The following is a 25,381-nucleotide window of genomic DNA, read 5'->3' as shown; positions in this document are numbered from 1 at the left end:
AAGGGACATACTAGGCGTGTCGTGGCGGCCCGGCTACCCGGCCGCGGCGGTTTCCGCCTGGGCAGGGGCCGGCCGGTGGTTCGGTACCCGGCGCTTGAGCAGGCTATAGGCGCGGTTGATGTCCTTGAGCTTCTCTTCCGCCTGGCGATCACCGCCGGTCGCATCCGGGTGATGCCGCTTGGCGAGGTCCTTGTAGCGGGCGCGGAGCTCCGTCTGGTCGAGCGGCCAGGTGAGGCCGAGCAGGTCGAGTGCGGCGCGCAGCTCCGGCGGCGTGGTGTCGGTGGCTTCCTTCCCCCGGCGGCGGGCCGTCGGTGCCTCCTGCCCCAGCACCGAGAAGGGATCGCGCAGCAGGTCCGGGTCGAAGCGGCTGGCCCCGCCGAGCCGCCCGAGCGGCCAGGATGGGCGCTGCCAGGCGCTGTCGGCGCGCAGCGCCTGCTCGATCTCGTTCGGGCCCATGCCTTTGTAGTAATCCCAGGAGGCGTTGTAGGCGCGCACATGGGGCAGGCAGAACCAGTGGAATTCCTTGAGCGTGCGGTCGCGTGGGGCGCGGAACAGGCCGGCTTCGGCGCAGCCCGGATGGTCGCAGCGACGCACGGGCGCGCTGTCCTCCTCGAGTGGCGCCGCCGCCTGTCTGCCGGATCGGGACATTCGCCCGTTATGGGAGGCCACGGCGCGTCCCGCAAGCGGCGATGGCCCCTTGGCAGCGCAGTGCAGAGGCAGGAGAAGCACGCATCATGACGACCCGCGCCGATCGCATCCGTACCGCCCTTGAAACCGCCTTCGCTCCCGCCCGCGTGACCGTGGCCGATGACAGCCATCGCCATGCCGGCCATGCCGGGGCACGGCCGGAAGGCGAGACGCATTTCTCCGTTCTGGTGGTCTCGTCGGCCTTCGCGGGGCAGTCGCGCGTGGCACGATCGCGCGCGGCGCATGCGGCGCTGGACGCGGAATTCTCCGGCGGCATGCATGCGCTGGCGCTGAGATTGCTGACGCCGGAGGAAGCGGCGAAGGGCTGAGAGTCGCTTGGGAAATGCGCCATCCGGCGCGTTTCCATGACCGGCACCGGCCCGCACCCCCACCCGGCCGCCCATTCCAGGATACGGACGTGGCTGGCCGGGTGGGGGCGCGGGCCGGTGCCGGTCACTCCAAGCAGCTTCCCGGGCGTCAAAACGGCAGGCGCAGCCGGGCGCCCGGCGCGGGGTTGCGCAGCAGCCGGTCCTCCCGTGCCCGCAGGCTGTTGGAATCGTGGCTCGTTGCGGCCTGAGGATCGTCCGGATCGATCAGCGTCGGGTTGATCTGGGGCCGCGACGTATCCGCCCGATCGCGCGGCGCTTCGAGGTTGTTGTTCGGCACCGGGGCGGGTTCGCTGAGGTCGTCGGGGTCCGGCGGCGGTGGCGGCGGCAAGGGCAGAGGCAGTTGCGACTGCCGGCCGGCACGCGACGCCTGCTGGGCCAGGGCCGGCATGGCGATCAGCGCGAGGCCGGCGGCGGCGAAGGTCCGGCGCGCGATCATGCCGCGCTGCCCGGCAGCGGCCGGACGCCGCGCGGATCCTCGGGCGGATTCAGCGCGACATCGCTGGTGCGGCCCTGGCGCCAAGCCTTCAGCGCCCAGCGCGTCGAGGGGAAGGCAATCTCCTCCCATGGGATGTCGTCCCAGGCGAAACGACGCACTTCGAGGCTCTCCGGGCCGGCTTCGAAGCCGGGTTTCTCGAAGCGGGCGCGGAAGATGACCTGCACCTGGCCGATGCGCGCGATGGAATAGACGGCAAGCACGCCATCGAGGGCGATGCGCACCCGCGCTTCCTCCCAGGCCTCGCGGCGGGCGCCTTCCTCGACCGTCTCGCCCATCTCCATGTAGCCCGCAGGGATGGTCCAGAAGCCGGACCGGGGCTCGATGGCGCGGCGGCAGAGCAGGATCTCATCGCCCTCGGCGACGACCGAGCCGACCACGACCTTCGGGTTCTCATAGGCAATATGGCCGCAATCCGGGCAGGTCAGACGCTCGCGATCATCGCCTTCCGGGACGCGCCGGACGAAACGGGACATGGCAGGAAGATGGGCGCGCAGCCCGCGTCGACGCAAGGGGCGCCGTGTTTCAACGGGAGGCGGCCGGGCCGCGCGGGCGAGCGAGGCTCAGATGTCGGAGGTACTTGGTTGTGCGCTGTGGAACCGAGAGGGGCTTTGCCCCTCTAGGGCTCACCCCACCAAAGGCCACAGGGCCTTTGGAAACCGATACCTGGTGCGGTGCGCTGCTGCCAGGAAAGACGCCGACGCCCGCCCTTGCGCCCGTAGCCCACTTCAAGGGGAAGGGCACGACCTTAGTGCCCCATACCAAGTGCCTGCGTTCCAAGTGCTCCAAGCACTAGGGGCACCCATTGGCGTTGCGAAGCAACGTCAATGGGACCCCGGTGGCGGGGTGGTTTGGAGGGGCAGAGCCCCTCCAACTGCGACAGCGGACGTACTGGGCGACCGTCCCCGCGCCTCACGCTCCCGGGCAGCCCACCACCACGCGTTGGAGCGTCCGCACGCCTTCGGCTGTCTGGCTCCAGCGCGGGTCGGATTGCGGCGGGTTCAGCAGGCGGGACGCCTCGGCAAGGTCGCTGCAGCGCTGATCGTCGGCGCCGCAGGAGACGGAGACACCCATCATGCGCGCGCTCGCCCCGTGGAAGCGGGCGGAGGCGTTCCCGGGGGAATCGCGCAGCAGCGTGTCGGCCTCGCTGCGCATCAGGTCGTTGTCGGGGCAGATGCTGGCGCGCGGCTGGACGGCGCGGCGGTCGTAGATGGCGGCGAGGAGTTCCTCGCGCCACGCGTTGCGTTCGTCCTGGGTATTGGCTCCGCTGGCAGCGAGCGCGGCCTGGCCCGCGGTCACCGCACAATCGCGATAGCCGGCGCGCTGGTCGGTCGGCACGGTGGCAGCCTGCCGGCGGCAAGCGCGGGCACGCAGTTCCTGCGCCTCGGCGCAAGGCTTGTCGGCGGGGCCGGTGCAGGCGGCGACGGGTTCCTGCGCCACGGCGCCCCAGGCGCCTTGGGCGGCGGCGGTGGACATGCGGACGAGCTGGGTGGTGCCGGCACTGGCGGCCTGACCGGCGACACCGCCGGCGATCTGCCCGGCCGGGCCGCCCACCGCGCCCGCCACGGCTCCGGCGGCGGCGCTGCCCGCCGCGCTGCCGGCAGCGGCGCCGACCGTGCTCGTCGCCTGCTCGCAACCCGCCAGCAGGCCGAGGCCGAGCAGCAGCATGGCGGGACGGTAGGGCAAGCGGCGGACCGGCATGGCGTGTCTCCTCGTCTCATTCCAGGGTAGAGCAGCCACGGCGGTCCGGGAACCGCACCGGCGTCACGGCGCGGCGTGTTGCCCCCGTGCCACCCTCGCGCCACGCTGCGCGCCTTCGACACAGGGGCCTGGTCCTATGGCACGCCATCAACTCTTCGTTCGTCTCGGCGAGACGCGGTATCGGGTCGAGCGCCCCTGGGGCGAGGTGCCGAAAGGCTGTGGCGGGCCGAGCGACGTGGCCTGCGATGCCGAGGGCCGCGTTTATGTCCTGCTGCGCCAGGATCCGATGGTCGATGCGGAGAATCCGGCGGTGGTGGTGCTGGCCCCGGATGGGCGCCGCGTCGATGCCTGGGGCGGGGCCGAGGTGGCGGATGGCCACATGTTCTCGGTGCATCCCGATGGTCGCGTCTTCGTGGTCGACCGCGATGCGCAGGAGGTCATCGTCTTCTCGCGCGAGGGCAAGCGTCTGGGCGGGATTGGCCGGCGGCACTATCCGGGCGAGCCCTTCAACGCGCCCTGCGACGTGGCCTTCGGGCCGGACGGGTCGATCTATGTCGCGGATGGATACGCGGCGTCCGTGGTGCACCGCTTCACCGCCGAGGGCACGCCGATGGGACGCTGGGGGCGCGAGGGTTCGGGCCCCGGCGAGTTCACCACGCCGCATTCGGTCTGGGTGCTGCCCGATGGCCGCGTGACGGTGGCGGACCGCGAGAACAACCGCGTGCAGGTCTTCAGCGCGGACGGGTCGTGGCTGGATGACTGGCGCGGCAACCACAAGCCGATGACGGTGCATGGTGCGCCGGGTGGTGGCCTCTATGTGACGGACCAGGTGCCGCAACTGTCGTTGCTTGGCCCGGACGGGACGATCCTCGGCCGCTGCCGTCCCGTGCTGAACGGCGCGCACGGCATGTGGCGCGCCCCGGATGGCCGCCTGTTCCTCTCGGAACAGAACCCGTCGCGCCTGACCTGCCTCATCCCCGTGGAAGACTGACGTTTCCGCGGGCGCCAGTATCCAGAAAACGGAGGGGGATTCGGGGGAGGTGTCCTCCCCCGTTCTTTCTTTTTCCTACTCCGCCCAGGATGACCGCCCCTGGATCGCCCAGCGCCCGTCCTTCAGCGTCACGATGTAGAACGACTTGTACGACCCGATCCGCGACCCGTCCGCGCGGAAGCGGCTGAACTGCACGCGGAAATGCACCTTGCCCGGCCCGGCATCGACCAGTTCCACGTAGTCCCAGGCGCTTTTCGCCCATTCGCGGGCCTGACCTTTCCGGTCGAAGACGATCGAGTGGAAATCCTCCGGGCGCTCAAAGACCGTGACCTTGCCGCTGTGGAAGCGGACATGGGGGAAGTGATACCAGCGCGTGCGGATGGCCTCCGCGTCCTCGGCGCTGAAGGCCTCCATGAAGCCGTCCATGGCGGCGCGGGCGGCGGCGATGTCGGTGTCGCTCATGCTTCGGTTCCGTGCACGGTGACCCAGGTGTCGAGCAGCATCGCGCGGCGCCGGGCGAACAGCGCGCCCCACTTCGCCCGCCGCGCCTGGTCCGGCCCGGCGGCGGCGCTGTTCCAGAAGCGGCTCTGCTCCCAATGGGCGAGCGACGGGTACCAGGTCATCAGCAGCACATGCGCGGGTTCGCTTTCGGCGCGGTCCTGCCAAAGGCCGAGCGGCTCGCTGCCGGTGTCGCCCTCGAAGCCGGTCCAGGCCTCGGTGGTGATGGCGACCATCTCGGCGACATGCTGCGGCGGCAGGATGAACCAGCGATGGGTGACGATGCCGCCGCGCGCCGGGTCGGGCGGGGTCTCGCCGCGGGTGAGGATGTCCAGCATGCGGGTGTTCACGTGAACGACGTCGGGGTCCTCGGCTTCGGGCGTCGGCGGCGCTTCGCCGGGCCAGAGCGAGGCGCGGGTGACCCGGTTCATGCTCGGGCCGATCTGGGCGCGCCAGAGGCCGAACATGCGCCCGCCCGGCACGGTGCCGAGCTTCGCGTGCAGCGCGGCCGCGCGGCGCGGTTGCGCTGTGAATTCCTCGAAGCGCAGCAGGGGCATGCGGTGGTTACTCCAGGGTGAGGCCGGTGCGGGCGACGATGTCGCGCCAGCGGATGCGCTCGGCGGCGAGGAAGGCGCGGAAGGCCTCGGGGCCGAGGAAGGCCGGGTCGAAGGCGAGGCTGCGCAGCCGCTCCGCGGTATCCGGTTCCGCCATGATGCGGCCGAGCAGCGCGCCGGTGCGATCGACGAAAGCCTGCGGGACGCGCGCCGGGGCCGAGAGCGCGTAGAAGGCGGAGTGGTCGTATTCGGCGAAGCCGGCCTCGACCATGGTCGGGACATCGGGCAGGGCGGCCTGGCGCGCCGGGCCGGTGACGGCGAGGACGCGCACACTGCCTTCGCGCAGCAGCGGCAGCAGGCCGCCTGCCGAGACCGCGTAAAATTGCAGCCGGCCCGCCACGAGATCCTGCAGCGCCGGGTTCGCGCCCCGATAGGGGATGTGCTGCATGTCCAGGCCGAGGCCCTGGCTCATCATCTCCCCGATCACATGGGCGAGGGTGCCGGGGCCGGCCGAGCCGTAGTTCACGCGGCCGGGATGCGCCTTCGCCCAGGTGACGAACTCCACGACAGTCCGTGCCGGCACCGAGGCATGCACGGCGATCGCGTACCAGGAGATGACGAGCCGGCCGATGGGGGCGAAATCCTTGTCCGGGTCGTAGGGAATCGCACGGCGCAGCAGCGGGTTGCGCACCAAGGAGGAGTCGCTGCCGAGCACGAGGGTATGGCCATCGGGCTCCGCTGCGGCGGCGGCCTGCATGGCGAGGTCGCCGCCGGCACCCGGCTTCGGTTCCACCACCACGGTCTGGTCGGTGAGCGCGGTGATGCGCAGGCCGACGAGGCGGGCGAGGGCATCGGTCGCGCCGCCTGGCGCGAAGGGCGTGATGATGCGCAGAGGGCGCTGCTGCGCGAGCGCCCGGGCGGCAGGCAGCGACGCGGATGCGGCGAGCAGGGCCCGGCGTCCGACCATGGTGTTTCCTCCGGGGAGGATGCTGCGACGAGGCGGGGTGTTTGAGAAGGGGGGCGGTCGGCGGGCGCCTTGTCCTGATCTGTGGAACCGAGAGGGGGCTTTGCCCCTCTCGGGCTCACCCCAGCAAAGGCCGAAGGGCCTTTGCAAACCTCAACCTGGCGCCGGGCGCCGCTGGCAGAAGCAACGCCGAAACCGGCGCATGCGCACGAAGCGCGTTGCGAGGGGGCGATGCGGGCTTTCCGCCGAGCACCAAATGCCTGCGGTCCAGGTGCTCCAAGCACCAGGGGCGTTGCACGGCAACGTCATTGGGACCCCGATGGCGGGGTGGTTTGGAGGGGTAGAGCCCCTCCACTCTTCCAGCCACGCCGGGGATGAGTGAGAGCGGTTGGATTACTTCGGTGCGTGCCGGTCCAGCAGTGCGTCGGGCAGTGGCATGACCCGCGCGCCATAGGTCCAGACCAGGGCGCAGTCCACGTGCCGGCCGGGGAAGGCGGCGCGCAGCAAGGTGCGATAGGCCGCCATCTGGCGCAGGTAGAGCGGGGCGACCGCTTCCGCGGCAGCGGGCGGGGGGCGGTTGGTCTTGTAGTCCAGCACCAGCACGCGATCAGGCGTGACGAGCAGCCGATCGACCTGGCCGGCGATCAGCGTCTCGCCCACGCGGCCGGCGAGGGGGGCTTCCGCCAAGCTGTCGGGGCCGAGCGCGGCGGCAAGCATCGGGTCGGCGAGCAGCGCCAGGACCTCGGCGAGCACGGCTTCGCGTTCGTCCTCGTCCAGCCCATGGCCGGGGCGGGCGAGGAAGCGGCGGGCCATCTCCGCGCGCTGGGCCGGCGGCTGGTCGGGCAGGTGCTGCAACAGTGCGTGGACCAGCCGGCCGCGGCGGAAGCGCAATCCGCGCGGATCGTCGGAGGGGCGTGGCGGGGCGGCGGGGGTTTCCTCCTCCCCGGGCAGGGAGGAAGGGGCGATGGCGCCTTCGGGCGCCTCGATCGGGGCCGGGCGGTGGGCCCAGGCGGGCAGGGCGGTGGCGGCGACGCGGGCGCGGGGCGGGTCCTCCTCGCGCGGAGCGGCGGCCTGGCCGCAATCGAAACGGCGCAGCGTGGCGTCGGGCGGGAACAGGCCGGGCGCGGCACCGAAGGTGGTGGGGTCGAAGGGCGCGGCGGTCGCGGCCAAGCGGTCGAAGCCGCGTTCGACCAGACGGTACCAGGACCCGTCCGGAACCTTGTCGCTGCCTTGCCAGCCGCAGACGATGATGCGGTCCTCGGCGCGGGTCAGGGCCACGTAGAGCAGGCGGTGGCGTTCGCGCGCATCGGCGTCCTGGTCGTCCTGGCGGCGCGCGGCCAGCGCCTCGGCGTCGAACCCCTTCTGGCGCGGGGCCCAGGCGGGCAGGTCGGGTTCCAGCCAGCGCAGGGTGGTGCGGTCGCGCGGTTCGGCGGTGGTGTCGGGCAGGATGACGATGGGCGCCTGGAGGCCCTTCGCGCCATGCACGGTCATGATGCGCACGGCATCGCCGGCGCCCTCGGCCTCGCGCTTCACCTCGGCGCCGCCCTGGCGGAGCTGCTGCACGAAGGCCTGCAAGGACGGCGGATGCGCGCGTTCGTGCTGGAGCGCGGCGTTGAGGAACTCATCCAGCGGATCGGCCGCATCGGGGCCGAGGCGCGCGAGCATCCGCGCCCGCCCGCCGCGCGGGTCGATCGGCCCCGGCGCGCCGAGCACGCCGGCGAAGAGCGCGTGCGGCGTGGCGAAATCCGCCCGCTTCATCAACGCATCCAGCCAATCCGCGACGCGGCCGAGGCGGGAATCACCCCCGCGATGCGCCGCCAGCGCCGACCACAGCGCACCACCGCGCGGCTGGGCGAGGGCGAAGAGTTCCTCCTCCTCCAGCCCAACCAGCGGCGATTTCAGCAGGGCGGCGAGGGAGAGATCGTCCTCCGGCAGCAGCAGCACATCGGCCAGGGCGAGCATGTCCTGCACGGCGATCTGCTCGGCGAGCACCATGCGGTCCACGCCGCCGACCGGGATGCGGAGGTCCTTCAGCGCCCGCACCAGGGCGGGCACGAAGCCCCCACGGGCGCGGGCGCGCACCAGCACGAGGATGTCGCCGGGACGGATGCGCCGGCCCGCAGGCTGTTGGTCGCCGCGGCCGGTATCGACGCGCGCGGGCAGCGTCTCGGTGGCGACCATCGCGTGGATACGCTGCGCGAGCAGCGTCGCGAGGCGCTGCGGCGCGCCTTCCGCATCCACGGGGCTGTCCGGTGGTGCCCAGGGCGGGGGTTCGGCGGCCGCGTCGGCGGTCAGCAGCGGCCACAGCTCGACCTCGCCCGCATGGCCGGCGCGGTCGGCGAAATGGCGCAGGGTTTCGCCCTCCGCCACCACGCCGGCGCGCGCCTCGCCCTCGGCGAAGACGGCATCGACCAGGGCCAGCACCGGCGCGGTGGAGCGGAAAGAGACGTCGAGCGTGACCGGGCGGAACTCGCGCTGCGCCTCCGGGACGACCTGCGCGTAATGGCCGCGTTCCCGCGCGAAGCCCTCGGCATCCGCGCCCTGGAAGCGGTAGATGGACTGCTTCTCGTCGCCCACGGCGAAAATGCTGCGGCCGTCCTCCCGCGCGCCCTCTCCGGCGAAGAATTCTGAGGTCAGGGCACGCACGATGCCCCATTGGTCAGGGTTGGAATCCTGCGCCTCGTCCAGCAGGACGTGGTCCAGGCCGCCATCCAGCTTGAACAGCACCCAGGCGCTGCCGGGGTCTTCCAGCAGGCGCTCCGCACCGCGGATCAGGTCGTCATAGTCGAGCATGCCGGCGCGGCGCTTGGCGGCGTCGTAGCGCTGCAGGACGGGCGTGCCGATGGCGAGCAGCGCGATCGTCGCGGCGAGCAGCCGCGCGGCGGCGCGCGCTTCCTGCACGGCGGCGACGCGCTCGGCCTCGGCGGTCAGCGTGTCCTGGATCCAGGGGGCGTCCGCGCCGGCCTGCTTGGTGGCGAAGCGCTTGCGCGGCGCGTCGTCATTCGTCAGCAGAATGCCGCGCCAGCTCTCCCACTGCGCGGCCCGGCCGGCGAGGTCGCGCGCCAGCCAGGCGGCGATGGCCGCGCCGCGCTCCTGGTCATTGGCATTGCCGCTGGCGCGCAGCAGCGCCCCGGCGCGCGACAGCGGCGTGGCATCGGGGTCGCAGGCGGCGGCGATCAGCGCGTCCTCGCGCGTCTCGCCCGGCGCCAGGCCCAGCCGGCGCGCCAGCGCCGGTTCCAGCCCGCGCAGCCCCTGCCGCGCCTCGACCGCGCGCAGCAGCTTGCCGCGATCCTGCGCCAGCGTGCCGACCACCTCGGCGAAGCGCGTCGGCGGCACCAGCCGCGCGAGGTTGGTCAGCGCCTCGCGATCCGGCGCGGCCGCGAGCACCGCCTCGCGCTCCCGCGCCAGCATGGTCCGCGCTTCCTGTTCCTCGACCACCGCGAATTGCGGGGCGAGGCCGGCCTCCAGCGGGAAGGCGCGCAGCAGCGACTGCGCGAAGGCGTGGATGGTGGAAATCCGCATCCCGCCCGGCTGTTCCAGCACGCGGACGAACAGCGCCCGCGCCTCGCGCAGCTCCTCTGGCCCCGGGGTGCGCCCCGTCAGCCTGCCGATCAGCGGGGCCAGCGTCGCGTCATCCGTCGTCGCCCAGCCGCCCAGCGCGCGCGCCAGGCGCGTCGCCATCTCCGCCGCCGCCGCCTTGGTGAAGGTCAGGCACAGGATGCGCCCGGGCTGCACGCCGGCCAGCAGCAGGCGCAGCACCCGGTCCGTCAGCAGCTTGGTCTTGCCCGACCCCGCCGAGGCCTCCACCCAGGCTGAGGCCGCAGGGTCGGAGGCCCGCGACTGCGCCTGCTCGGCGCGCTCGCGCGGGGTCGGCGCCGCGTTCAGAAGGGGCGCCCCGCCGCCGGCTGGCCGATATACGGCGCCACCGCATTGGCCAGGAAGGCGAACAGCGCCGCGTCATCGCCCCGCCCCTGCCGGCTGCAGCTCACGAAGGCCGTCCAGACGATGCGCTGGGTCGTGCGGTCGCGCAGATCAACAGTCCCCGAGACGCGGATCGTCGGCGTGCTGCGCCCGCCCATGCGGGGCGCGTTCTGCGCCCAGGTCACGTCGTCGCTCTCGCGGAAGGTGCGGCCCGGACGGTCGTCCTGGAAGGCGCCGAAATTGTCGCCCTCGATCGAGGTGCCGCCGCGCCAGGACAGGACATAGGGCGCATTCGCATCGACCCGTCGCCCATGATTGGCTAGGGCACCGAGCACCGCCTCCCGCAACAGGCGGTCATTGGGGCTGCCGCCGGGACGGTCCGCGACGGCGATGGCGGCGTCCCGCGGCACCGGCGCAAAGACATTGGCCGAGATCTGACCCGGACAGGCGGATTGCGCGAAGGCGGGCACGGCGCCGAACAGCAGGGCGGCGAAGACAGCGGAACGAAGGGCGGGGCCGCGCATGGGGTTTCCTCGGGTGAATCGGTCGCCCGAGAGTAGAGCACGGCTGGCAGAGGTGGAACCAAGGGCGGGGGAGAGAACTCCCCCGCACCCCCTCCTTCTTTTGTCTTTCACCAAGGCGCAGCGGTGGGACAGGCAGAGCCCATCCGGCCGGGTGCCGAAGTCACGGCGGGGGTGCGGGGGCAGAGCCCCCGCTTCTTACAGCGCGCCGCCGCGACGGCCGGCCATGGCACCGAGGCGCAGGCGCAGCGCGTTCAGCTTGATGAAACCCTGGGCGTCGAACTGGTCGTAGGCGCCCTGATCGTCCTCAAAGGTGACATGCTTCATCGAATACAGGCTGTTCGGCGACTGCCGGCCCGTCACGATGGTGTTGCCCTTGTAGAGCTTCAGCCGGACGGTGCCGGTCACGCTCTTCTGGCTTTCGTCGATCAGGGCCTGGAGCATACGGCGCTCCGGGCTGAACCAGAAGCCATTGTAGATGACCTCGGCATAGCGCGGCATCAGGCTGTCCTTCAGATGCGCGGCCTCGCGGTCGAGCGTGATGGACTCCATGGCGCGATGCGCGACGTAGAGGATCGTGCCGCCCGGCGTCTCGTAGCAGCCGCGGGACTTCATGCCGACGAAGCGGTTCTCCACCAGGTCGAGCCGGCCGATGCCGTTCTCCTTGCCGAGCGCGTTCAGCTTCGTCAGCAGCGTCGCCGGCGACAGGCGCTCGCCATTGATGCCGACCGCGTCGCCATGCTCGAACTCGATGGTGATCTCGGTGACCTCGTCCTTCGCGTCCATCGGGCTGATGGTGCGCTGCCAGACCATCTCATCGGGCGCGTCCCACGGTTCCTCGAGGATCTTGCCCTCGGAGGATGAGTGCAGGAGGTTCGCGTCGACGCTGAAGGGCGCCTCGCCGCGCTTGTCCTTGGCGATGGGGATCTGGTGCTGCTCGGCGAACTCGATCAGCTTGGTGCGGCTGGTCAGCTCCCATTCGCGCCACGGGGCGATGATCTTGATGTCCGGCTTCAGCGCGTAATAGGACAGCTCGAAGCGGACCTGGTCGTTGCCCTTGCCGGTCGCGCCATGGGCGACGGCATCGGCGCCGACGGCCTCGGCGATCTCGATCTGGCGCTGGGCGATCAGCGGACGGGCGATGGACGTGCCGAGCAGGTACATGCCCTCATACAGGGCGTTCGCGCGGAACATCGGGAAGACGAAGTCCTTCACGAAGGTCTCGCGCAGGTCGTCCATGTAGATGTTCTCGGGCTTGATGCCGAGCAGCAGGGCCTTCTCGCGCGCCGGGCCGAGTTCCTCACCCTGGCCGAGATCGGCGGTGAAGGTCACCACCTCGCATCGGTAGGTGGTCTGCAGCCACTTCAGGATCACGCTGGTGTCGAGCCCGCCGGAATAGGCGAGCACGACCTTCTTCACGTCCTTCACGCGCATCGGGCGCTCCCAGTCTTGCAAATCCGGGGCGGTATGGCGCTGGGCGGGGCGGGAGGCAAGGCCGGCCGGGCCGAAAACCCCCTTTCGCAGGAGCCATCATGGCAACGCATGAACCAAGCTTCCTTGTCATCACCGGCGGGCCGGGCTCCGGCAAGACGACGCTGATCGAACATCTGGCGGGCCGCGGCTACGCCCATGTGCCGGAGGCCGGGCGGGGCATCATCCAGGCGCAGACTGCGATCGACGGCCCGGCGCTGCCCTGGCGCGACCGGGCGCTCTTCGCGGAGATGATGCTGGGTTGGGAGCTGCGGTCCCACGCGATGGCGCATCGCCTGGCCGGGCCCGTGCTGTTCGACCGCGGCGTGCCCGATGTCGTGGGCTATCTGCGGCTGGAGGGGCTGCCGGTACCGGACCACGTGATGCGCGCCGCCGGGCAGGTCCGCTACGCCCGGCAGGTTTTCATCGCTCCGCCCTGGCCGGCTATCTACCGGCAGGATGCGGAAAGGCGGCAGGATGGCGAGACGGCGCGCCGCACCTGCGAGGCGATGATCCAGGTCTATGGGGAGCTCGGTTACGAACTCATCGAGCTCCCGCGTTCAACCGTGGCCGACCGCGCGGCCTTCATCGGGGCGGTGATCGGCCCGCCGGGATAGCCCGGGGGTCGGCGCCGTCAGACCCGAAGCGTTCCGGCCTTCGCCGCCGCGTACCGCTCGCCGATCTTGTCCCAGTTCAGCACGTTCCACCACGCGGCCAGGTAATCCGCGCGGCGGTTCTGGTAGCGCAGGTAATAGGCGTGCTCCCACACATCGTTGCCCATCAGCACCCGTCCGCCATCCATCAGCGGCGTGTCCTGGTTGGGTTTCGACGCCAGGGAGAGCTTGCCGTCCGGGGTGACCGCAACGAACACCCAGCCCGAGCCGAAGACGCGGGTCCCGGCCGTGTTGAAGTCCGTCTTGAACTTGTCCATCCCGCCCAGGTCGCGGTCGATCGCGGCCTTGAGGTCGCTGGAGGGCTCGCCGCCCGTCCCGCCCATGAGGTCCCAGAACATGGAATGATTGGCGTGGCCGCCGCCATTGTTGCGGATAGCCGTGCGCACCGTGTCGGGCACCTGGGACAGGCGCATCAGGATCTCGTCCACCGACATCTGCGCCAGGGCGGAGTGATCCTTCACCGCGGCGTTCAGATTGGCGACATAGGCCGCGTGGTGCCGGTCATGGTGGATTTCCATGGTCATGGCGTCGATCGCGGCCTCGTTGGCGTTCGGCGCATAGGGCAGGGGCGGCAGGGTGAAGGGGCCGGAGGGCGCCTGGGCATAGGCCGGGCGGCGGACCATGGCGGCAGCCGCCATAGCGGCGCCCCCCAGGAACAGGTTGCGGCGAGACGTCATGGCGGAGGCGTTTCCTTCGGTGGTTCAACGCCTGGGGTAGATGGCACTTGGCCTCGCCGCGTCAACGGAACGATTGGGTGGCGAGAGCCGGTTCCTGTTGTGGCGGACCTTGGAGGCGGGCGGAGCCTGGCCTTCAATCGCGAACCGAGGGGTCTTGATCAGAGTTCGCCGAAGCGTCCCTTCCGGGGCGCCGACGCGCGCGGTGCCCGCGCTGCGTCTCGCGTTCGGCCGTGGCACGCGCCACGCGCCCGCTCGCCGTTCCAGCCTGTGATGCCCGGCGTAACATGCAAGATTTCCGAAGGCGTCGCGGCCTTTGGCGGGCTTGGCGGCGCCGCCGCCAAGGGGCGGAGAGGGTGAGGCCCCTCTCCGATCGACGGTGCCAAGGCTCCGCGCGTGCGGAACGGCGCCCTCAGCTTTCCTCGTCGCGGTCCGCTTCGACCTCGATGTCCTCGCCGAGATCCTCGGTGTCGTCCTCGAGTTCTTCCGCGTCCTCGATCGCCTCGTCGCCTTCCACGTCCTCCACCTCGATGTCGTCGGCTTCTGCCTCGGGGGTGGCGGCACGCTTCTTCAGCTTCTCGTCGGGCAGGGGCACGGCGGCCGCGCGACGCAGGCGCGGCTGTTCGGCCGGCTGTTCCGTCCCGCATTTCGGGCAGACGGCCGGGGTGCGGGTCAGGTCGTAGAATCGGGTGCCGCACGCGACACAGGTCCGCTTCAGGCCGAGTTCAGGCTTTGCCATGGGTCAATCCGTCTTGCGCGCACCGGGGATGCGCCAATCGCAAAGGGTCGGGCGCATTGCCACGCCCTGCCCGGCCGTGTCAAACGCCGCGCCATGTCGCATCCAGATCCTCGTCCCCTCAAGGCCCGCGCGCCGGGTGCTCCGCTCGCCGGACGCTTGGCCGTGCCAGGCGACAAGTCGATCAGCCATCGCGCCCTGATGTTCGGGGCGCTGGCCGTCGGCACCACCGAGATCACCGGCCTTTTGGAAGGCGAGGACGTGCTGCGCACCGCCGCCGCGATGCGCGCCCTGGGTGCCGAGGTGGAGAATACCGGCCCCGGCGCCTGGCGCGTGTCGGGGCGCGGCGTGGGGGGGCTGGTGGAGCCGGCGGATGTGCTCGACATGGGCAATTCCGGCACGGCGGCGCGGCTGCTGCTGGGGCTGCTGGCAGGGCATCCGGTCTTCGCGGTGATGACGGGCGATGCGTCCCTGCGGAAGCGGCCGATGAAGCGCGTGACCGATCCGCTCTCGGCGACAGGCGCGACCTTCTGGACGCGGGAGGGCGGGCGGTTGCCGCTTGCGGTGCGGGGCGCGGTCGATCCGCTGCCGCTGGACTATGTGGTGCCGGTGCCCTCGGCCCAGGTGAAGAGCGCATGCTTGCTGGCCGGGCTTTGCGCGCCGGGGACAACCCGCGTGGTCGAGAAGGAAGCGACCCGCGACCACACCGAGAACATGCTGCGCCATTTCGGCGCGACCGTGTCGGTGGAGGATACGCCGGATGGCCGGGTGATCCTGCTGGAAGGCCAGCCGGAGCTGATCGCGGCCCCGGTGCTGGTGCCGGGCGATCCGTCCTCGGCGGCCTTCCCGATCGTCGCGGCGCTGCTGGTGCCGGGATCGCGCGTGGTGGTGGAGAATGTCGGGCTGAACCTGCTGCGGACCGGCCTGTTCACCACCCTGCGCGAGATGGGCGCCGCCCTGCGTATCGAGAATGAGCGCATCGCCGGCGGCGAACCCGTGGGCGATGTGGTCGCCGAATACACGGAGCTCACCAGCGTGACCGTGCCGCCCGGGCGCGCGCCGTCGATGATCGACGAATATCCGGTGCTGGCCGTGGCCGCCGCGGCCGCGCGCGGAACGACGCGCATGAAGGGCCTCGCCGAATTGCGGGTGAAGGAGAGCGACCGGCTGGCCGCCACTGCCGCGTTGCTTGCGGTGAACGGCATCACCGCCGAGATCGAGGGCGACGACCTGATCGTCCAGGGTACCGGCGGCGCCATCCCCGGCGGCGGCACCGTGGAAACCCACATGGACCACCGCATCGCCATGTCGGCGCTGGTGATGGGCCTGGCGGCCCGCACGCCGGTCACGGCGGACGATGCGGCCTTCATCGACACCTCCTTCCCCGGCTTCGCCATGCTGATGAACGGGCTGGCCGGTACCGAGGCCCTGGCCGCGCCATGACGCCCGGCACCGTCATCGCCGTGGACGGCCCGGCGGCGGCGGGCAAGGGGACGCTCGCGCGGCGGCTCGCGGCGGCGCTGGGGCTGCCCTATCTCGACACCGGGTTGCTGTACCGGGCGGTGGGGCGGCGGGTGCTGGATGCCGGCGCCGACCCGCGCGACGCAAGGCAGGCCGAGGAGGCCGCGCGCAGCCTGTCGCCCGCCGACCTCGAACGCGACGACCTGCGCGGCCCCATGGCGGACATGGCGGCCAGCGCTGTCGCCGCCATTCCCGCGGTGCGCGCGGCATTGCTCGATTTCCAGCGAGGCTTCGGGCGGGAGCGCGGGGCGGTGCTGGACGGGCGCGACATCGGGACCGTGGTGTTCCCGGACGCCGCGGTGAAGCTGTTCGTGACGGCGAGCGTCGAGGAACGCGCCCGCCGCCGCTTCCTGGAATTGCAGGGACGCGGGGTGGCTGCCGACCCGGCGCAGGTGGAAGCCGAGATCCGCGACCGCGATGCGCAGGACGCGAACCGGCCCGTGGCGCCGCTGCGGCCGGCGGATGACGCGGTGGTGCTGGATACGACGGTGCTGGACGCCGAGGCGGCCTTCGTTGCGGCGATCGACCTGGTGAAGGCGCGGCTGGGTCGGGCGGCGATCTGACGGGCGTTGCGCGTTGCCTGGCAGGATCAGCGCGCCATGGCCGCCGCGATCAGCGCCGCCGCGGCCTCCGGTGTCACGGCGTCGGTGTCGATCGTCAGGGTCGCCGGTGGCATCCGAGCCATGCTGGCGTCGAAGGAATCCCGGAGATCCCGCAGCATCGCGACCGAGCGGAGCTTGCCGAAGGCGGCGCGCGATGGCGCGTCGATGCGCCTTTCCTGCTCCTCGGGGCTGACGGTCAGGGCCACATAGGTGACGCGCCCGCCGACGGCTTCGACGTTGGCCTGGACGCGCCCCGGGAATTCCGTCGGCACGGTCGGCTCCGGCGCGAAGGTGAAGATCAGTGACCGACCGGCCCGCGCCGCTGTCCCGATCACGTCGAGCCACAACCTCTCGCGCAGGGTGCGGAATTCGTCCGAGCCGAAGGGGAAGACGGCCAGGACGGCGTCGACGACGAGGTGATTGTGGAACACCGGCAGACCGGTGCGATCGGCGAGGGCCCGGGCAACGGTAAGCTTTCCTGCCGCGGCTTGGCCGTAGAGGAAGACCAATTCCATGCCCGACTTCTATGTCCGTCGTGGCGCGGTTGTCATGGGGTGGGTCTCGGGGCCCCTTGTCGCGGCTTACAATGTAATATTATAACATTGCAAATTGAAGCCCTGAGGCCGCCATGTCCTTTCTCTGCGAGGTCTTTCCCCCCGCCAGCGGCCTGAGCTCGGAAGCCGTCGCGATGGCCTGCGCGGCCTCCAGCGCCGATGAAGCCGTCCTTCTCGAAATCGCACGCCCCGAGGTCGCGCTCGCCCTGTGGTTGAGGCCGGAACCCTCAGGCTGGCGGCGCCTGACCGCGTCGCTGCTCGCAGCCGCGCCCTTCACCGCCGTGGCCGAGGGAACGCCCGAGCAAGCCCTGGACAGCGTCATGGCTGCCCTGCCGCATCCCGCGCCGACGGAACTCGCCGCGGACGTGCTGTGGCTCGCGCGGGTCTTCGCGGCGATCGCGCGCCAGGAGCATGTGCGCATCCGGCTGGAGGGCGTGACGCATGATTCCTGCCGGCGCTTCCACCTCGATTCGGTCGGGCTGCGGCTGCTCTGCACCTATCGCGGTGCCGGCACGCAATGGACGATGTGCGGGCCTGATTGCGCCGCACCGCACCAGGCGCCGGCCTGCGCCGTCGCGCTGCTGAAGGGCAGCCGCCACGACCCGCCGCCACCCGCCGGCTGCCTGCACCGATCCCCACCCGTCAGCCGCTTGCCGGAGAACCGGCGCGCGCGGCTGCTCCTCTGCATCGACGAACCAGGGTTCTTCGCATGACCATCGCTGCCGATACGCGCCTGCCCGTCACCGTGCTCTCGGGCTTCCTGGGGGCCGGAAAGACCACGCTGCTGAACCATGTCCTCACCAATCGCGAGGGTCGGCGCGTCGCCGTCATCGTCAACGACATGTCCGAGGTGAACATCGACGCCGCGCTGGTGGACAACACCGGCACGCTCTCCCGCACCGAGGAGAAGCTGGTCGAGATGTCCAACGGCTGCATCTGCTGCACCCTGCGCGAGGACCTGATGCAGGAGGTCGCGAAGCTCGCCCAGGATGGCCGCTTCGACGCACTGCTGATCGAGAGCACCGGCATTGCGGAACCCATGCCCGTTGCCGCCACCTTCGACTTTCGGACAGAGGACGGGTTCTCGCTCGCCGATGTCGCGCGGCTCGATTCCATGGTGACGGTGGTCGATGCCAAGGCGTGGCTGGAAGACTACGGCTCGGCCGACACGCTGGAAAAGCGCGGCGAGACGGCCGGCGAGGGCGACACCCGCCTGCTGGTGGACCTGCTGGTCGAGCAGGTGGAATTCGCCGACCTGATCGTGCTGAACAAGGCGGATCTGGTGGATCAGGCCGATCTGCGGCGCCTCGCCGGCATCATCGCGACCTTCAATCCGAATGCCGAGATCGTCGGCTGCGTGCAGGGCCAGGTGCCGATGGACCGCATCATCGACACCGGCCGCTTCGACTACGACGCCGCGCGCCAGGCCGCCGGCTGGGTGCAGGCGCTGTCCGGCAACCACCTGCCGGAAAGCGAGGAATTCGGCATCACGAATTTCGTCTGGCGTGCCCGCCGCCCGCTGCATCCGGCGCGGTTCAAGCGGCTGATCGAAAGCGACCTGTCCGGCGTGATCCGCGCCAAGGGCTTCTTCTGGCTGGCCAGTCGCCTGGACTGGGCCGGCGAATGGCACCTCGCTGGCCGGGTGGGACGGCACGAACCGGCCGGCCTGTGGTGGGCCGCGCAGCCGCGCAGCCGCTGGCCCGAGGATCCCGCCTGGCGTGCCGGCGTGCAGCAGCATTGGGTCGAACCCTGGGGCGACCGGCGGCAGGAAATCGTCTTCATCGGCGTCGGGATGGATGAGGCGGCGCTGCGGCGCGACCTCGACGCCTGCCTGCTGACGGATGCGGAGATGAAGACCGGGGAGAAGGGTTGGGCGAAGCTGCCGGATCCGTTCCCGCAGTGGTGAGATTGGAGGTGCGCGGTCTCATGGGGGCGAAGTTCTGGCTCGTCCCGTAACGGGGGCACCTTGTTCTTCCGAACGCTTTTCCGCCAAAGGCTGAACGGATTGTCCTGATACTTCCGCTGCCGCCGTTGGAGGGGCTCTGCCCCTCCAAACCACCCCGCCAAGTGCTTGGAGCACTTGGAACGCAATCTTCTGGTGCTGGGCACAGCAGGCATGCCCAGCCCGCCCGGCGCGCTTCGTGCGCAAGAGCGGGCCTCGGCACCATCCTGTCAGTGGCGCACGGCACCAAGTCGAGGTTTCCAAAGGCCTTTCGGCCTCTGGTGGGGAGAGCCCGAGAGGGGCAAAGCCCCTCTCGATTCCACAGTGGAAGAATAGCCCCTTTCGACCTCCGGAGACGCGTAACCCCGCTACGCTGCCTTCTTCGCCCGGATCGCTTCCGCGAGCCCGCGTACCTGGTCCAGCACCTTGCGCACCGTGTCCGGCTTCGCGCGGCCCTGTTCGTCGAGGCTTGCCGCCAGCGTGTCCACCAGCGCGGTCCCGACCACCGCGCCGTCCCCGATGCGGGCCGCTTCCGCCGCGGCTTCCGGCGTGCGGATGCCGAAGCCGATGCAGATCGGCAGGTCGGTCACCTTGCGCAGGCGGGGGATGGCGGCGGCGAGGTCGGCGCCGGACGCGCTCTTCGTCCCGGTGATGCCGGCGATCGCGACGTAGTAGACGAAGCCCGATGTCGCCGCGAGGACGCGTGGCAGGCGGGCGTCGTCCGTGGTCGGCGCGATCAGGCGGATCAGGTCCAGTCCGTTGGCCTTGGCCTGGGGCTCGATCTCATCGGCTTCCTCGGGCGGGACGTCGACGATGATCAGCCCGTCGACGCCGGAGGAGGCGGCGTCGTTGCAGAAGCTGTCCACGCCATAGGCGAGGATGGGGTTGTAGTAGCCCATCAGCACGATCGGGGTGGCGTTGTCGTCCTTGCGCATGTCGCGCACCAGGGCGAGTACGCCGTCCAGCGTCGCGCCGGCCTTGAGCGCGCGCAGGCCGCCACGCTGGATGGACGGGCCGTCGGCCATCGGGTCGGTGAAGGGCACGCCGATCTCGATCACGTCCGCGCCCGCGCCGGGCAGGCCGCGCAGGATGGCCAGCGAGGTCTTCGGATCGGGATCGTAGCCTTCGACGAAGGTGACGAGCGCGCCGCGCCCTTCGGCCTTCAGCGCCGCGAAGCGGGTGGCGATGCGGCTCACAGCTTGACCCCCAGATGATGGGCGACGGTGAAAATGTCCTTGTCCCCCCGGCCCGAGAGGTTGAGGACGATGATCGCATCCTTCGGCATGGTCGGCGCCATCTTGATGATCTGCGCGATGCCATGCGCCGATTCCAGCGCGGGGATGATGCCTTCGAGCTTCGAGCAGAGCTGGAAGGCCTCCAGGGCCTCGTCGTCGGTCGCGGTGACGTAGTTCACCCGGCCCTTCTCGTGCAGCCAGGAATGCTCGGGGCCGATGCCGGGGTAGTCGAGCCCCGCGGAGATCGAATGCGCCTCGATGATCTGGCCGTGGCTGTCCTGCAGCAGGTAGGTGCGGTTGCCGTGCAGCACGCCGGGGCGGCCGCGGGTGATGGAGGCGGCATGTTCCTCGGTGTCCACGCCGCGGCCGGCGGCCTCGACGCCGTACATCGCGACACCCTCGTCATCCAGGAAGGGATGGAACAGGCCCATGGCGGAAGACCCGCCGCCCACGGCGCAGACGAGCGCATCGGGCAGCCGGCCTTCGGCGGCGAGGATCTGCTCGCGCGTCTCGTCGCCGATCACGCATTGGAAGTCGCGCACCATGGCCGGGTAGGGGTGCGGGCCGGCGACGGTGCCGATGCAGTAGTAGGTGTCGTGGACGTTCGCGACCCAGTGGCGCAGCGCCTCGTTCATCGCGTCCTTCAGCGTGGCGGCGCCGGAGGTGACGGCTTCCACCTCCGCGCCCAGCAGCTTCATGCGGAAGACGTTGGGCTGCTGGCGGGCGACGTCGGTCGCGCCCATGAAGACCGTGCAGGGCAGGTTGAACAGCGCGCAGGCCGTGGCGGTCGCGACGCCGTGCTGGCCCGCGCCGGTCTCGGCGATGATGCGCGTCTTGCCCATCTTCTTGGCCAGCAGGATCTGCCCCAGCACCGCGTTGATCTTGTGCGCGCCGGTGTGGTTCAGCTCCTCGCGCTTGAAGTAGACCTTCGCGCCGCCGAGGTGCTGCGTCATCCGCTCCGCGAACCACAGGGGCGAGGGACGGCCGACGTAGTGCGTGAGAAGCCTGCGCCATTCGGCCATGAAGGCGGCATCGTTCTTCGCCTCCTCATAGGCCTTCTCGACCTCGAGGATCAGCGGCATGAGGGTCTCGGCGACGAAACGGCCACCGAAGATGCCGAAACGGCCACGGGCATCGGGGCCCTGGCGCAGCGAATTGGGCAGAGGCTTGTTCAAGACGGTCACTCGGCGTTCCCAGGAAGCGGAGGGTTTAGCGGAAGGGTGCCGGCCGGGCCAGGGGTTCGCCAGGACTCTCGCGGCTTTCGCAACCGCGGCGGCGCGTGGAGGTTCATCGACCCGGACAGGGAGGACGACATGCTGGACCACATCGGGATCGACGTGAGCGACATCGATCGCAGCCGGCGCTTCTACGCGGCCGCGTTGGCGCCGCTCGGCTACATCATGACCAAGGATTTCGGCCAGGCCGCCGGCTTCGGCGTGCCGGACGGCGAAAAGAAGTCCTCCGATCCGGGCGGCGAATTCTGGGTGGCCAAGGGCGATCCCCATCCGCCGCTGGTCCATGTGGCGTTCAGCGCGGCATCCCGGGCCGCGGTCGATGCCTTTCACGTGGCGGCCCTGGCGGCCGGCGGACGGGACAACGGCGCGCCCGGCCTGCGCGAGCGGTACCATCCGGACTACTATGCAGCCTTCATCCTGGATCCGGACGGCTACAACATCGAGGCCGTCTGCCACGCGCCGGAGACGGGCTGATGGCCTGACCCCGAAATCCCCGAACGTCGGTCCCACGCCGCCAGCCATCGGCTTTGGATGGCTGCTCGTATGCCGCGAGGAGCGGGTGTGGAGCCGGATCGGGTAAAGGCGCCTGCGAGAAGGGGCGCCCGGAGGCATTCCCGTAAGCCGGGATGATTTAGCAGCCCTCGATCCCACGGCGCGCCGCCACCGAGCAGCGCAGCGCGACCGGTTGCCCGTCGATCTCGAAGGCGCGGAAGGTCTCGCCATTCGAGCAGGTGGCGCGGATTGACCCGCCTTGCAGCCGTTCGGCCCGTGTCACGCGCGGGCAGACGGATCGGTCGAAATTCGCACGGATGATGCGCTGGGCCACGGTGACGGGATTGCCGGCGGGTGCCGCCCGGAAGACCGGCTCACCCTGTCCCTGGCCGCGGGCGGCGGCGAGGGGCAGGGCAACGAGGGCGACGGCAGCAGCCAGCGCGAGGGGAAGGATCATGGACGCGATGTTAGGGGCGGAGGTCGCGTAAGGGAATCCTGCCCTGTCGCCTCACCGCGGCCGGACGCTGATGACATTCTGCTGCATATGCCCGGTGACCTCGCCCACCGCGCGGGTGTGCAGTGCCGCATCGCCCTGGGTTTCGGTGCCGAGAGTCCGGCAGGCTTCACGCGAGCGCACATAGTTCGCCAGCGTCTGCTCATTCGCCCCGATGCGGAACAGCGAGACACCGGAGATGCCGGAGGTGCGCTCTCGCCACAGCCCGTCCGGCCCCTGTTGCCAGACGCAGCGGGTGATGTTCTCCCCCTGCGGATTGGCGCGCACCGCGCCGGGCGGGTCGTCGAAGCCGTGGCGGGCGTTCTGGTAGGTGCTGACCGTCACATTGCCGCCCGCGGCGCGGAGGTAGGAGCCGAGATCGTCGCAGGACGGCTTGCCGGTGACGTTGTCGCGGTCGCCGACGATGATGCGGATCGGCCGCCGCCCGGTGTCGCGGTTGCCGACGCGATAGGCGCAATCCGGCTGCACCGCCGCGACGGCCAGGAAGCGCGCCGCATTGGCCGGCCGGCCGGTCTGCGCCCAGACATGGGCGGCCAGGATGGCGCCGCCGCCCCCACCCTCCCCGAAGCCGACCAGCCCGGCGCGGCGGGTGTCGATGCGGGAGTTCTCCGCCGCCTTGTCGAGCGCGCCATAGGCATCCAGGGCGAAGTCGAGCGTGGTGAACCAGGCGCGGCTTCCCGGCGGCTGCGACGGGTCGATGCTGCGTGGCCCGTAATGGTCCAGCACGATCACCGCCGCCCCGGCACCCTTCAGCGCATCGACATAGGCCTGGAGCTGCGCGTCGCGCTTCCCCTGCACGCTGTGGGACAGGATGACGACCGGCACGCGCTCGGTGCCGGGCGGCATGTGCAGTTCGGCCACCATGGGCTGGCCGCCGGCGCCGGTATAGGTGAAGGGATCGGGCCGTGGCCCGCCACCGCCACAGGCCGCGAGGAGCAAGGCGAGAACCAGGGGCAGGGCGCGACGCATCGGGCGTTTCTCCTTCGGGTTGCGCAACGCTGGGGCGGAGCGCCCCGCCGCGTCAACGCCCCTTCGCCGCCGCGACGAAGGCCCGGATGAGGGCCGGGTCCTTGACGCCGCGGCTCCGCTCGACGCCCGAGGAGACATCGACGCCCGGCGCGCCGGCGGTCCGGATGGCCTCGGCGACATTGCCCGGCGTCAGCCCACCCGCGAGCAGCCAGGGGCGCGGAATCGCCTGCCTCGCCATCAGGCGCCACTCGAAGGGCTGGGCGTTGCCACCGGGCAGCGGCCCGCCGGGTGGCGGCTTGGCGTCGAACAGGAAGCGATCCACGACGGGGGCGAAGGCAGCGGCGGCGCGCAGATCCTCCTCCGTCGCGATGCCCAGGGCCTTCATCACCGGAATGCCGAAGCGCGCGCGGATGGCGGCGACACGCTCGGGGGTCTCCTTGCCGTGCAATTGCAGCAGGCGCAGCGGCGCGGCGGCCAGCACGGCGGCGATGGTCTCGTCCGAGGCATCGACGAACAGGCCGACCGGGACCGGCCCCGCCGCCGGCAGCCGGGCGATCAGGGCGCCGGCCTGGTCCGGCGTCACGGCCCGGGGCGACGGCGGGAAGAAGACGAAGCCGACGAAATCCGCGCCGGCGGCCACGACAGCGTCAAGGCTGGCCTCATCGCGGAGGCCGCAGATCTTCACGGAGACGGTCATGATGCGGGGTCAGTCAGCGCCTTGGAGAGGGGCTTTGCCCCTCTCCTGCACCGCGAAGCAGTGCTTCGCGCCCACCAAAGGCCACAGGGCCTTTGGAAACCGGCCCTTGGCATTGGGCGAGACTGTCGCGGTACGTATGCGAAGGGCCGGCTGTGCTCGGCGATGGGCAGATTCTTGGCACGTCGGGCGCAAGAGTCTGCCGCCCTGCTCAGGACGCCTGTCGTGCTCGGTGCCAAGTTGAGGTTTCCAAAGGCCTTTCGGCCTTTGGCGGGGTGAGTCCGAGAGGGGCAGAGCCCCTCTCGGTTCCGCATGTCGCCCATGTCAGCCCGGCAGGCTCGCCGCGATGGCCGCTGCGGCGGCGGCCGGGTCCGGTGCTGCCGTGATCGGCCGCCCGATCACGATCCAGTCGGCCCCGGCGGCGACGGTCTCCGCCGGCGTCGCGGTGCGGGCCTGGTCGCCCACGGCGCTGCCGGCCGGGCGCACGCCGGGCACCACCAGCACCGGGTCGGGGCCGAGTTCGGCACGTAGCATCGCGGCTTCTTGTGGGCTGCAAACCAGCCCATCGGCGCCGGCGGCGACCGCCATGCGGGCAAGGCGCAGGACCTGCGCCGCGGGGGCATCCACTACGCCGGTCGCCGCGAGGGTCGCAGCGTCGATGCTGGTCAATACCGTGACGGCGAGGAGCAGCGGGCGATCGGCCTCGGCCTTCTCAGCCTCCGCGCGGGCGGCGGCGATCATGGCCGGCCCGCCGGCGGCGTGCAGCGTGATCATGGCCGGTTTCAGGGGCAGCAGGGACCGCAGGGCACCCGCCACGGTGTTCGGGATGTCGTGCAGCTTCACATCCAGGAAGACCGGGCGGTGGCGGGCGGCCGCGATCACCGCCGGGCCGCCGGCGGCGCAGAACAGCTCCAGCCCCACCTTCAGCAGGCCGCAATGGGGGGCCAGCGCGGCCGCCAGCGTCTCGGCGCGGGCCAGGTCGCCGGTATCGAGCGCGGGGATGACCCGCGCCGCGCCGCCCGAGGGTCTGGTAATCACGGGGCGGTTCCGGCCAAGCGGTTGGCGGCCTCGGCGCGTTCGCGGGCGCGGATCGCGTCCATGTCGCGTTGCAGGACATCGGCGCGACGGACGGCACTACGTGCACGGCTGCGCGCCGGTATGCCGGAGACCCAGACGATGCCCGCCCCGATCAGGAAGGACACCGCCGCGGCGATCAGCACCGCGACGGAAAGCGGGGTCTGCCAGACCAGGTCGAAGGGCCAGAGGCGAAGTTCGACCGGCTGGCGGTTCGACAGGGCGAACAACACCACGAGCCCGGCGAACGGGACGAAGAGGATCCAGCGCATGGGC

The 25,381-nt window shown here is 71.0% G+C and carries 28 protein-coding genes; 8 read left to right on the top strand and 20 right to left on the bottom strand.

Going from position 1 to position 25,381, the window contains the following annotated elements:
* Positions 1 to 33: 33 nt before the first annotated feature.
* Positions 34 to 594: a J domain-containing protein gene (locus KPL78_RS21980; RefSeq protein WP_369412819.1), complete on the bottom strand. Its 561-nt coding sequence runs from the start codon at positions 592 to 594 to the stop codon at positions 34 to 36.
* 140 nt (positions 595 to 734) lie between these two features.
* On the opposite strand from KPL78_RS21980, the gene KPL78_RS21975 reads away from it, so the two are divergent.
* Complete coding sequence (locus tag KPL78_RS21975) at positions 735 to 1,016, top strand: BolA family protein (RefSeq protein WP_219765120.1); 282 nt, start codon at positions 735 to 737, stop codon at positions 1,014 to 1,016.
* 148 nt (positions 1,017 to 1,164) lie between these two features.
* Here KPL78_RS21975 and KPL78_RS21970 read toward each other — a convergent pair whose 3' ends face one another.
* The 3 genes from KPL78_RS21970 to KPL78_RS21960 form a co-directional block, all read right to left on the bottom strand.
* Positions 1,165 to 1,512 (bottom strand): hypothetical protein, encoded by a 348-nt coding sequence (locus tag KPL78_RS21970; protein WP_219765119.1) that lies wholly within the window; start codon positions 1,510 to 1,512, stop codon positions 1,165 to 1,167.
* Positions 1,509 to 2,045 carry an NUDIX hydrolase gene (locus tag KPL78_RS21965; RefSeq protein WP_219765118.1) on the bottom strand — a complete coding sequence of 179 codons (537 nt, stop codon included), beginning with the start codon at positions 2,043 to 2,045 and terminating at the stop codon, positions 1,509 to 1,511. Before KPL78_RS21965 ends, KPL78_RS21970 begins: the two co-directional genes overlap by 4 nt.
* A 436-nt stretch (positions 2,046 to 2,481) precedes the next feature.
* A complete protein-coding gene (locus KPL78_RS21960; protein ID WP_219765117.1) occupies positions 2,482 to 3,270 on the bottom strand; it encodes a hypothetical protein in 789 nt (262 codons plus the stop codon).
* 136 nt (positions 3,271 to 3,406) lie between these two features.
* Between KPL78_RS21960 and KPL78_RS21955 the strand changes: the two genes are divergently transcribed.
* Entirely contained in the window at positions 3,407 to 4,261 is an 855-nt protein-coding gene (locus KPL78_RS21955) for an NHL repeat-containing protein (protein ID WP_219765116.1), read from the top strand.
* 75 nt (positions 4,262 to 4,336) lie between these two features.
* Here KPL78_RS21955 and KPL78_RS21950 read toward each other — a convergent pair whose 3' ends face one another.
* The 6 genes from KPL78_RS21950 to KPL78_RS21925 all read right to left on the bottom strand — a co-directional run bounded on the left by KPL78_RS21950 (position 4,337) and on the right by KPL78_RS21925 (position 12,153).
* The gene (locus KPL78_RS21950) at positions 4,337 to 4,723 is read right to left on the bottom strand and encodes a DUF6841 family protein (protein ID WP_219765115.1); all 387 of its coding nucleotides are present in this window, start codon (positions 4,721 to 4,723) and stop codon (positions 4,337 to 4,339) included.
* A complete protein-coding gene (locus KPL78_RS21945) occupies positions 4,720 to 5,316 on the bottom strand; it encodes a hypothetical protein (RefSeq protein WP_219765114.1) in 597 nt (198 codons plus the stop codon). The genes KPL78_RS21950 and KPL78_RS21945 overlap by 4 nt, the downstream gene beginning before the upstream one ends.
* 7 nt (positions 5,317 to 5,323) lie before the next feature.
* Entirely contained in the window at positions 5,324 to 6,280 is a 957-nt protein-coding gene (locus tag KPL78_RS21940) for a Bug family tripartite tricarboxylate transporter substrate binding protein (RefSeq protein WP_219765113.1), read from the bottom strand.
* 390 nt (positions 6,281 to 6,670) lie between these two features.
* The gene (gene addA, locus KPL78_RS21935; RefSeq protein WP_219765311.1) at positions 6,671 to 10,162 is read right to left on the bottom strand and encodes a double-strand break repair helicase AddA; all 3,492 of its coding nucleotides are present in this window, start codon (positions 10,160 to 10,162) and stop codon (positions 6,671 to 6,673) included.
* Positions 10,159 to 10,722 carry a hypothetical protein gene (locus KPL78_RS21930; RefSeq protein WP_219765112.1) on the bottom strand — a complete coding sequence of 188 codons (564 nt, stop codon included), beginning with the start codon at positions 10,720 to 10,722 and terminating at the stop codon, positions 10,159 to 10,161. The genes addA and KPL78_RS21930 overlap by 4 nt, the downstream gene beginning before the upstream one ends.
* A 195-nt stretch (positions 10,723 to 10,917) precedes the next feature.
* Positions 10,918 to 12,153: an argininosuccinate synthase gene (locus KPL78_RS21925; RefSeq protein WP_219765111.1), complete on the bottom strand. Its 1,236-nt coding sequence runs from the start codon at positions 12,151 to 12,153 to the stop codon at positions 10,918 to 10,920.
* 98 nt (positions 12,154 to 12,251) lie between these two features.
* On the opposite strand from KPL78_RS21925, the gene KPL78_RS21920 reads away from it, so the two are divergent.
* Entirely contained in the window at positions 12,252 to 12,806 is a 555-nt protein-coding gene (locus KPL78_RS21920) for an AAA family ATPase (protein WP_219765110.1), read from the top strand.
* Between the two features lie 17 nt (positions 12,807 to 12,823).
* On the opposite strand, the gene KPL78_RS21915 is transcribed toward KPL78_RS21920, so the two are convergent.
* Both KPL78_RS21915 and KPL78_RS21910 read right to left on the bottom strand, forming a co-directional pair.
* Positions 12,824 to 13,540, bottom strand: a complete 717-nt coding sequence (locus KPL78_RS21915; protein WP_432761289.1) for a superoxide dismutase — start codon at positions 13,538 to 13,540, stop codon at positions 12,824 to 12,826.
* Between the two features lie 409 nt (positions 13,541 to 13,949).
* The gene (locus tag KPL78_RS21910; RefSeq protein WP_219765109.1) at positions 13,950 to 14,276 is read right to left on the bottom strand and encodes a TIGR02300 family protein; all 327 of its coding nucleotides are present in this window, start codon (positions 14,274 to 14,276) and stop codon (positions 13,950 to 13,952) included.
* 93 nt (positions 14,277 to 14,369) lie between these two features.
* Between KPL78_RS21910 and aroA the strand changes: the two genes are divergently transcribed.
* Together aroA and KPL78_RS21900 are read left to right on the top strand one after the other, a co-directional pair.
* Positions 14,370 to 15,716 carry a 3-phosphoshikimate 1-carboxyvinyltransferase gene (aroA, locus tag KPL78_RS21905; protein WP_219765108.1) on the top strand — a complete coding sequence of 449 codons (1,347 nt, stop codon included), beginning with the start codon at positions 14,370 to 14,372 and terminating at the stop codon, positions 15,714 to 15,716.
* Positions 15,713 to 16,357: a (d)CMP kinase gene (locus KPL78_RS21900; RefSeq protein ID WP_219765107.1), complete on the top strand. Its 645-nt coding sequence runs from the start codon at positions 15,713 to 15,715 to the stop codon at positions 16,355 to 16,357. Before aroA ends, KPL78_RS21900 begins: the two co-directional genes overlap by 4 nt.
* Before the next feature lie 26 nt (positions 16,358 to 16,383).
* On the opposite strand, the gene KPL78_RS21895 is transcribed toward KPL78_RS21900, so the two are convergent.
* Positions 16,384 to 16,911, bottom strand: a complete 528-nt coding sequence (locus KPL78_RS21895) for an AAA family ATPase (protein ID WP_219765106.1) — start codon at positions 16,909 to 16,911, stop codon at positions 16,384 to 16,386.
* A gap of 113 nt (positions 16,912 to 17,024) precedes the next feature.
* Between KPL78_RS21895 and KPL78_RS21890 the strand changes: the two genes are divergently transcribed.
* The gene (locus KPL78_RS21890; RefSeq protein ID WP_219765105.1) at positions 17,025 to 17,663 is read left to right on the top strand and encodes a DUF1826 domain-containing protein; all 639 of its coding nucleotides are present in this window, start codon (positions 17,025 to 17,027) and stop codon (positions 17,661 to 17,663) included.
* Positions 17,660 to 18,856: a zinc metallochaperone GTPase ZigA gene (gene zigA / locus KPL78_RS21885; RefSeq protein ID WP_219765104.1), complete on the top strand. Its 1,197-nt coding sequence runs from the start codon at positions 17,660 to 17,662 to the stop codon at positions 18,854 to 18,856. The genes KPL78_RS21890 and zigA overlap by 4 nt, the downstream gene beginning before the upstream one ends.
* Positions 18,857 to 19,260: 404 nt before the next feature.
* Here zigA and trpA read toward each other — a convergent pair whose 3' ends face one another.
* Positions 19,261 to 20,088, bottom strand: a complete 828-nt coding sequence (trpA, locus tag KPL78_RS21880; protein ID WP_219765103.1) for a tryptophan synthase subunit alpha — start codon at positions 20,086 to 20,088, stop codon at positions 19,261 to 19,263.
* Positions 20,085 to 21,302 (bottom strand): tryptophan synthase subunit beta, encoded by a 1,218-nt coding sequence (gene trpB / locus KPL78_RS21875; protein ID WP_219765309.1) that lies wholly within the window; start codon positions 21,300 to 21,302, stop codon positions 20,085 to 20,087. The genes trpA and trpB overlap by 4 nt, the downstream gene beginning before the upstream one ends.
* A gap of 138 nt (positions 21,303 to 21,440) precedes the next feature.
* Between trpB and KPL78_RS21870 the strand changes: the two genes are divergently transcribed.
* On the top strand, positions 21,441 to 21,836 hold the full coding sequence (locus KPL78_RS21870; RefSeq protein ID WP_219765102.1) for a VOC family protein: 396 nt from the start codon (positions 21,441 to 21,443) through the stop codon (positions 21,834 to 21,836).
* A 157-nt stretch (positions 21,837 to 21,993) separates the two neighbouring features.
* On the opposite strand, the gene KPL78_RS21865 is transcribed toward KPL78_RS21870, so the two are convergent.
* The 5 genes from KPL78_RS21865 to KPL78_RS21845 all read right to left on the bottom strand — a co-directional run bounded on the left by KPL78_RS21865 (position 21,994) and on the right by KPL78_RS21845 (position 25,377).
* Positions 21,994 to 22,311 carry a hypothetical protein gene (locus KPL78_RS21865; protein WP_219765101.1) on the bottom strand — a complete coding sequence of 106 codons (318 nt, stop codon included), beginning with the start codon at positions 22,309 to 22,311 and terminating at the stop codon, positions 21,994 to 21,996.
* A gap of 51 nt (positions 22,312 to 22,362) precedes the next feature.
* Complete coding sequence (locus KPL78_RS21860) at positions 22,363 to 23,337, bottom strand: dienelactone hydrolase family protein (protein WP_219765100.1); 975 nt, start codon at positions 23,335 to 23,337, stop codon at positions 22,363 to 22,365.
* A gap of 52 nt (positions 23,338 to 23,389) precedes the next feature.
* Positions 23,390 to 24,034, bottom strand: a complete 645-nt coding sequence (locus tag KPL78_RS21855) for a phosphoribosylanthranilate isomerase (RefSeq protein ID WP_219765099.1) — start codon at positions 24,032 to 24,034, stop codon at positions 23,390 to 23,392.
* 321 nt (positions 24,035 to 24,355) lie between these two features.
* The gene (gene pyrF, locus KPL78_RS21850) at positions 24,356 to 25,069 is read right to left on the bottom strand and encodes an orotidine-5'-phosphate decarboxylase (protein ID WP_369412818.1); all 714 of its coding nucleotides are present in this window, start codon (positions 25,067 to 25,069) and stop codon (positions 24,356 to 24,358) included.
* Positions 25,066 to 25,377, bottom strand: coding sequence for a lipopolysaccharide assembly protein LapA domain-containing protein (locus KPL78_RS21845; RefSeq protein WP_219765098.1), 312 nt, complete (start codon positions 25,375 to 25,377; stop codon positions 25,066 to 25,068). Before KPL78_RS21845 ends, pyrF begins: the two co-directional genes overlap by 4 nt.
* Positions 25,378 to 25,381: the final 4 nt, after the last annotated feature.

This window comes from Roseomonas alba (assembly GCF_019430885.1).
GTDB lineage: Bacteria > Pseudomonadota > Alphaproteobacteria > Acetobacterales > Acetobacteraceae > Neoroseomonas > Neoroseomonas alba.
Note: the sequence above shows the minus strand (reverse complement) of the source record. Positions and strands in the feature narration are given on the sequence as shown.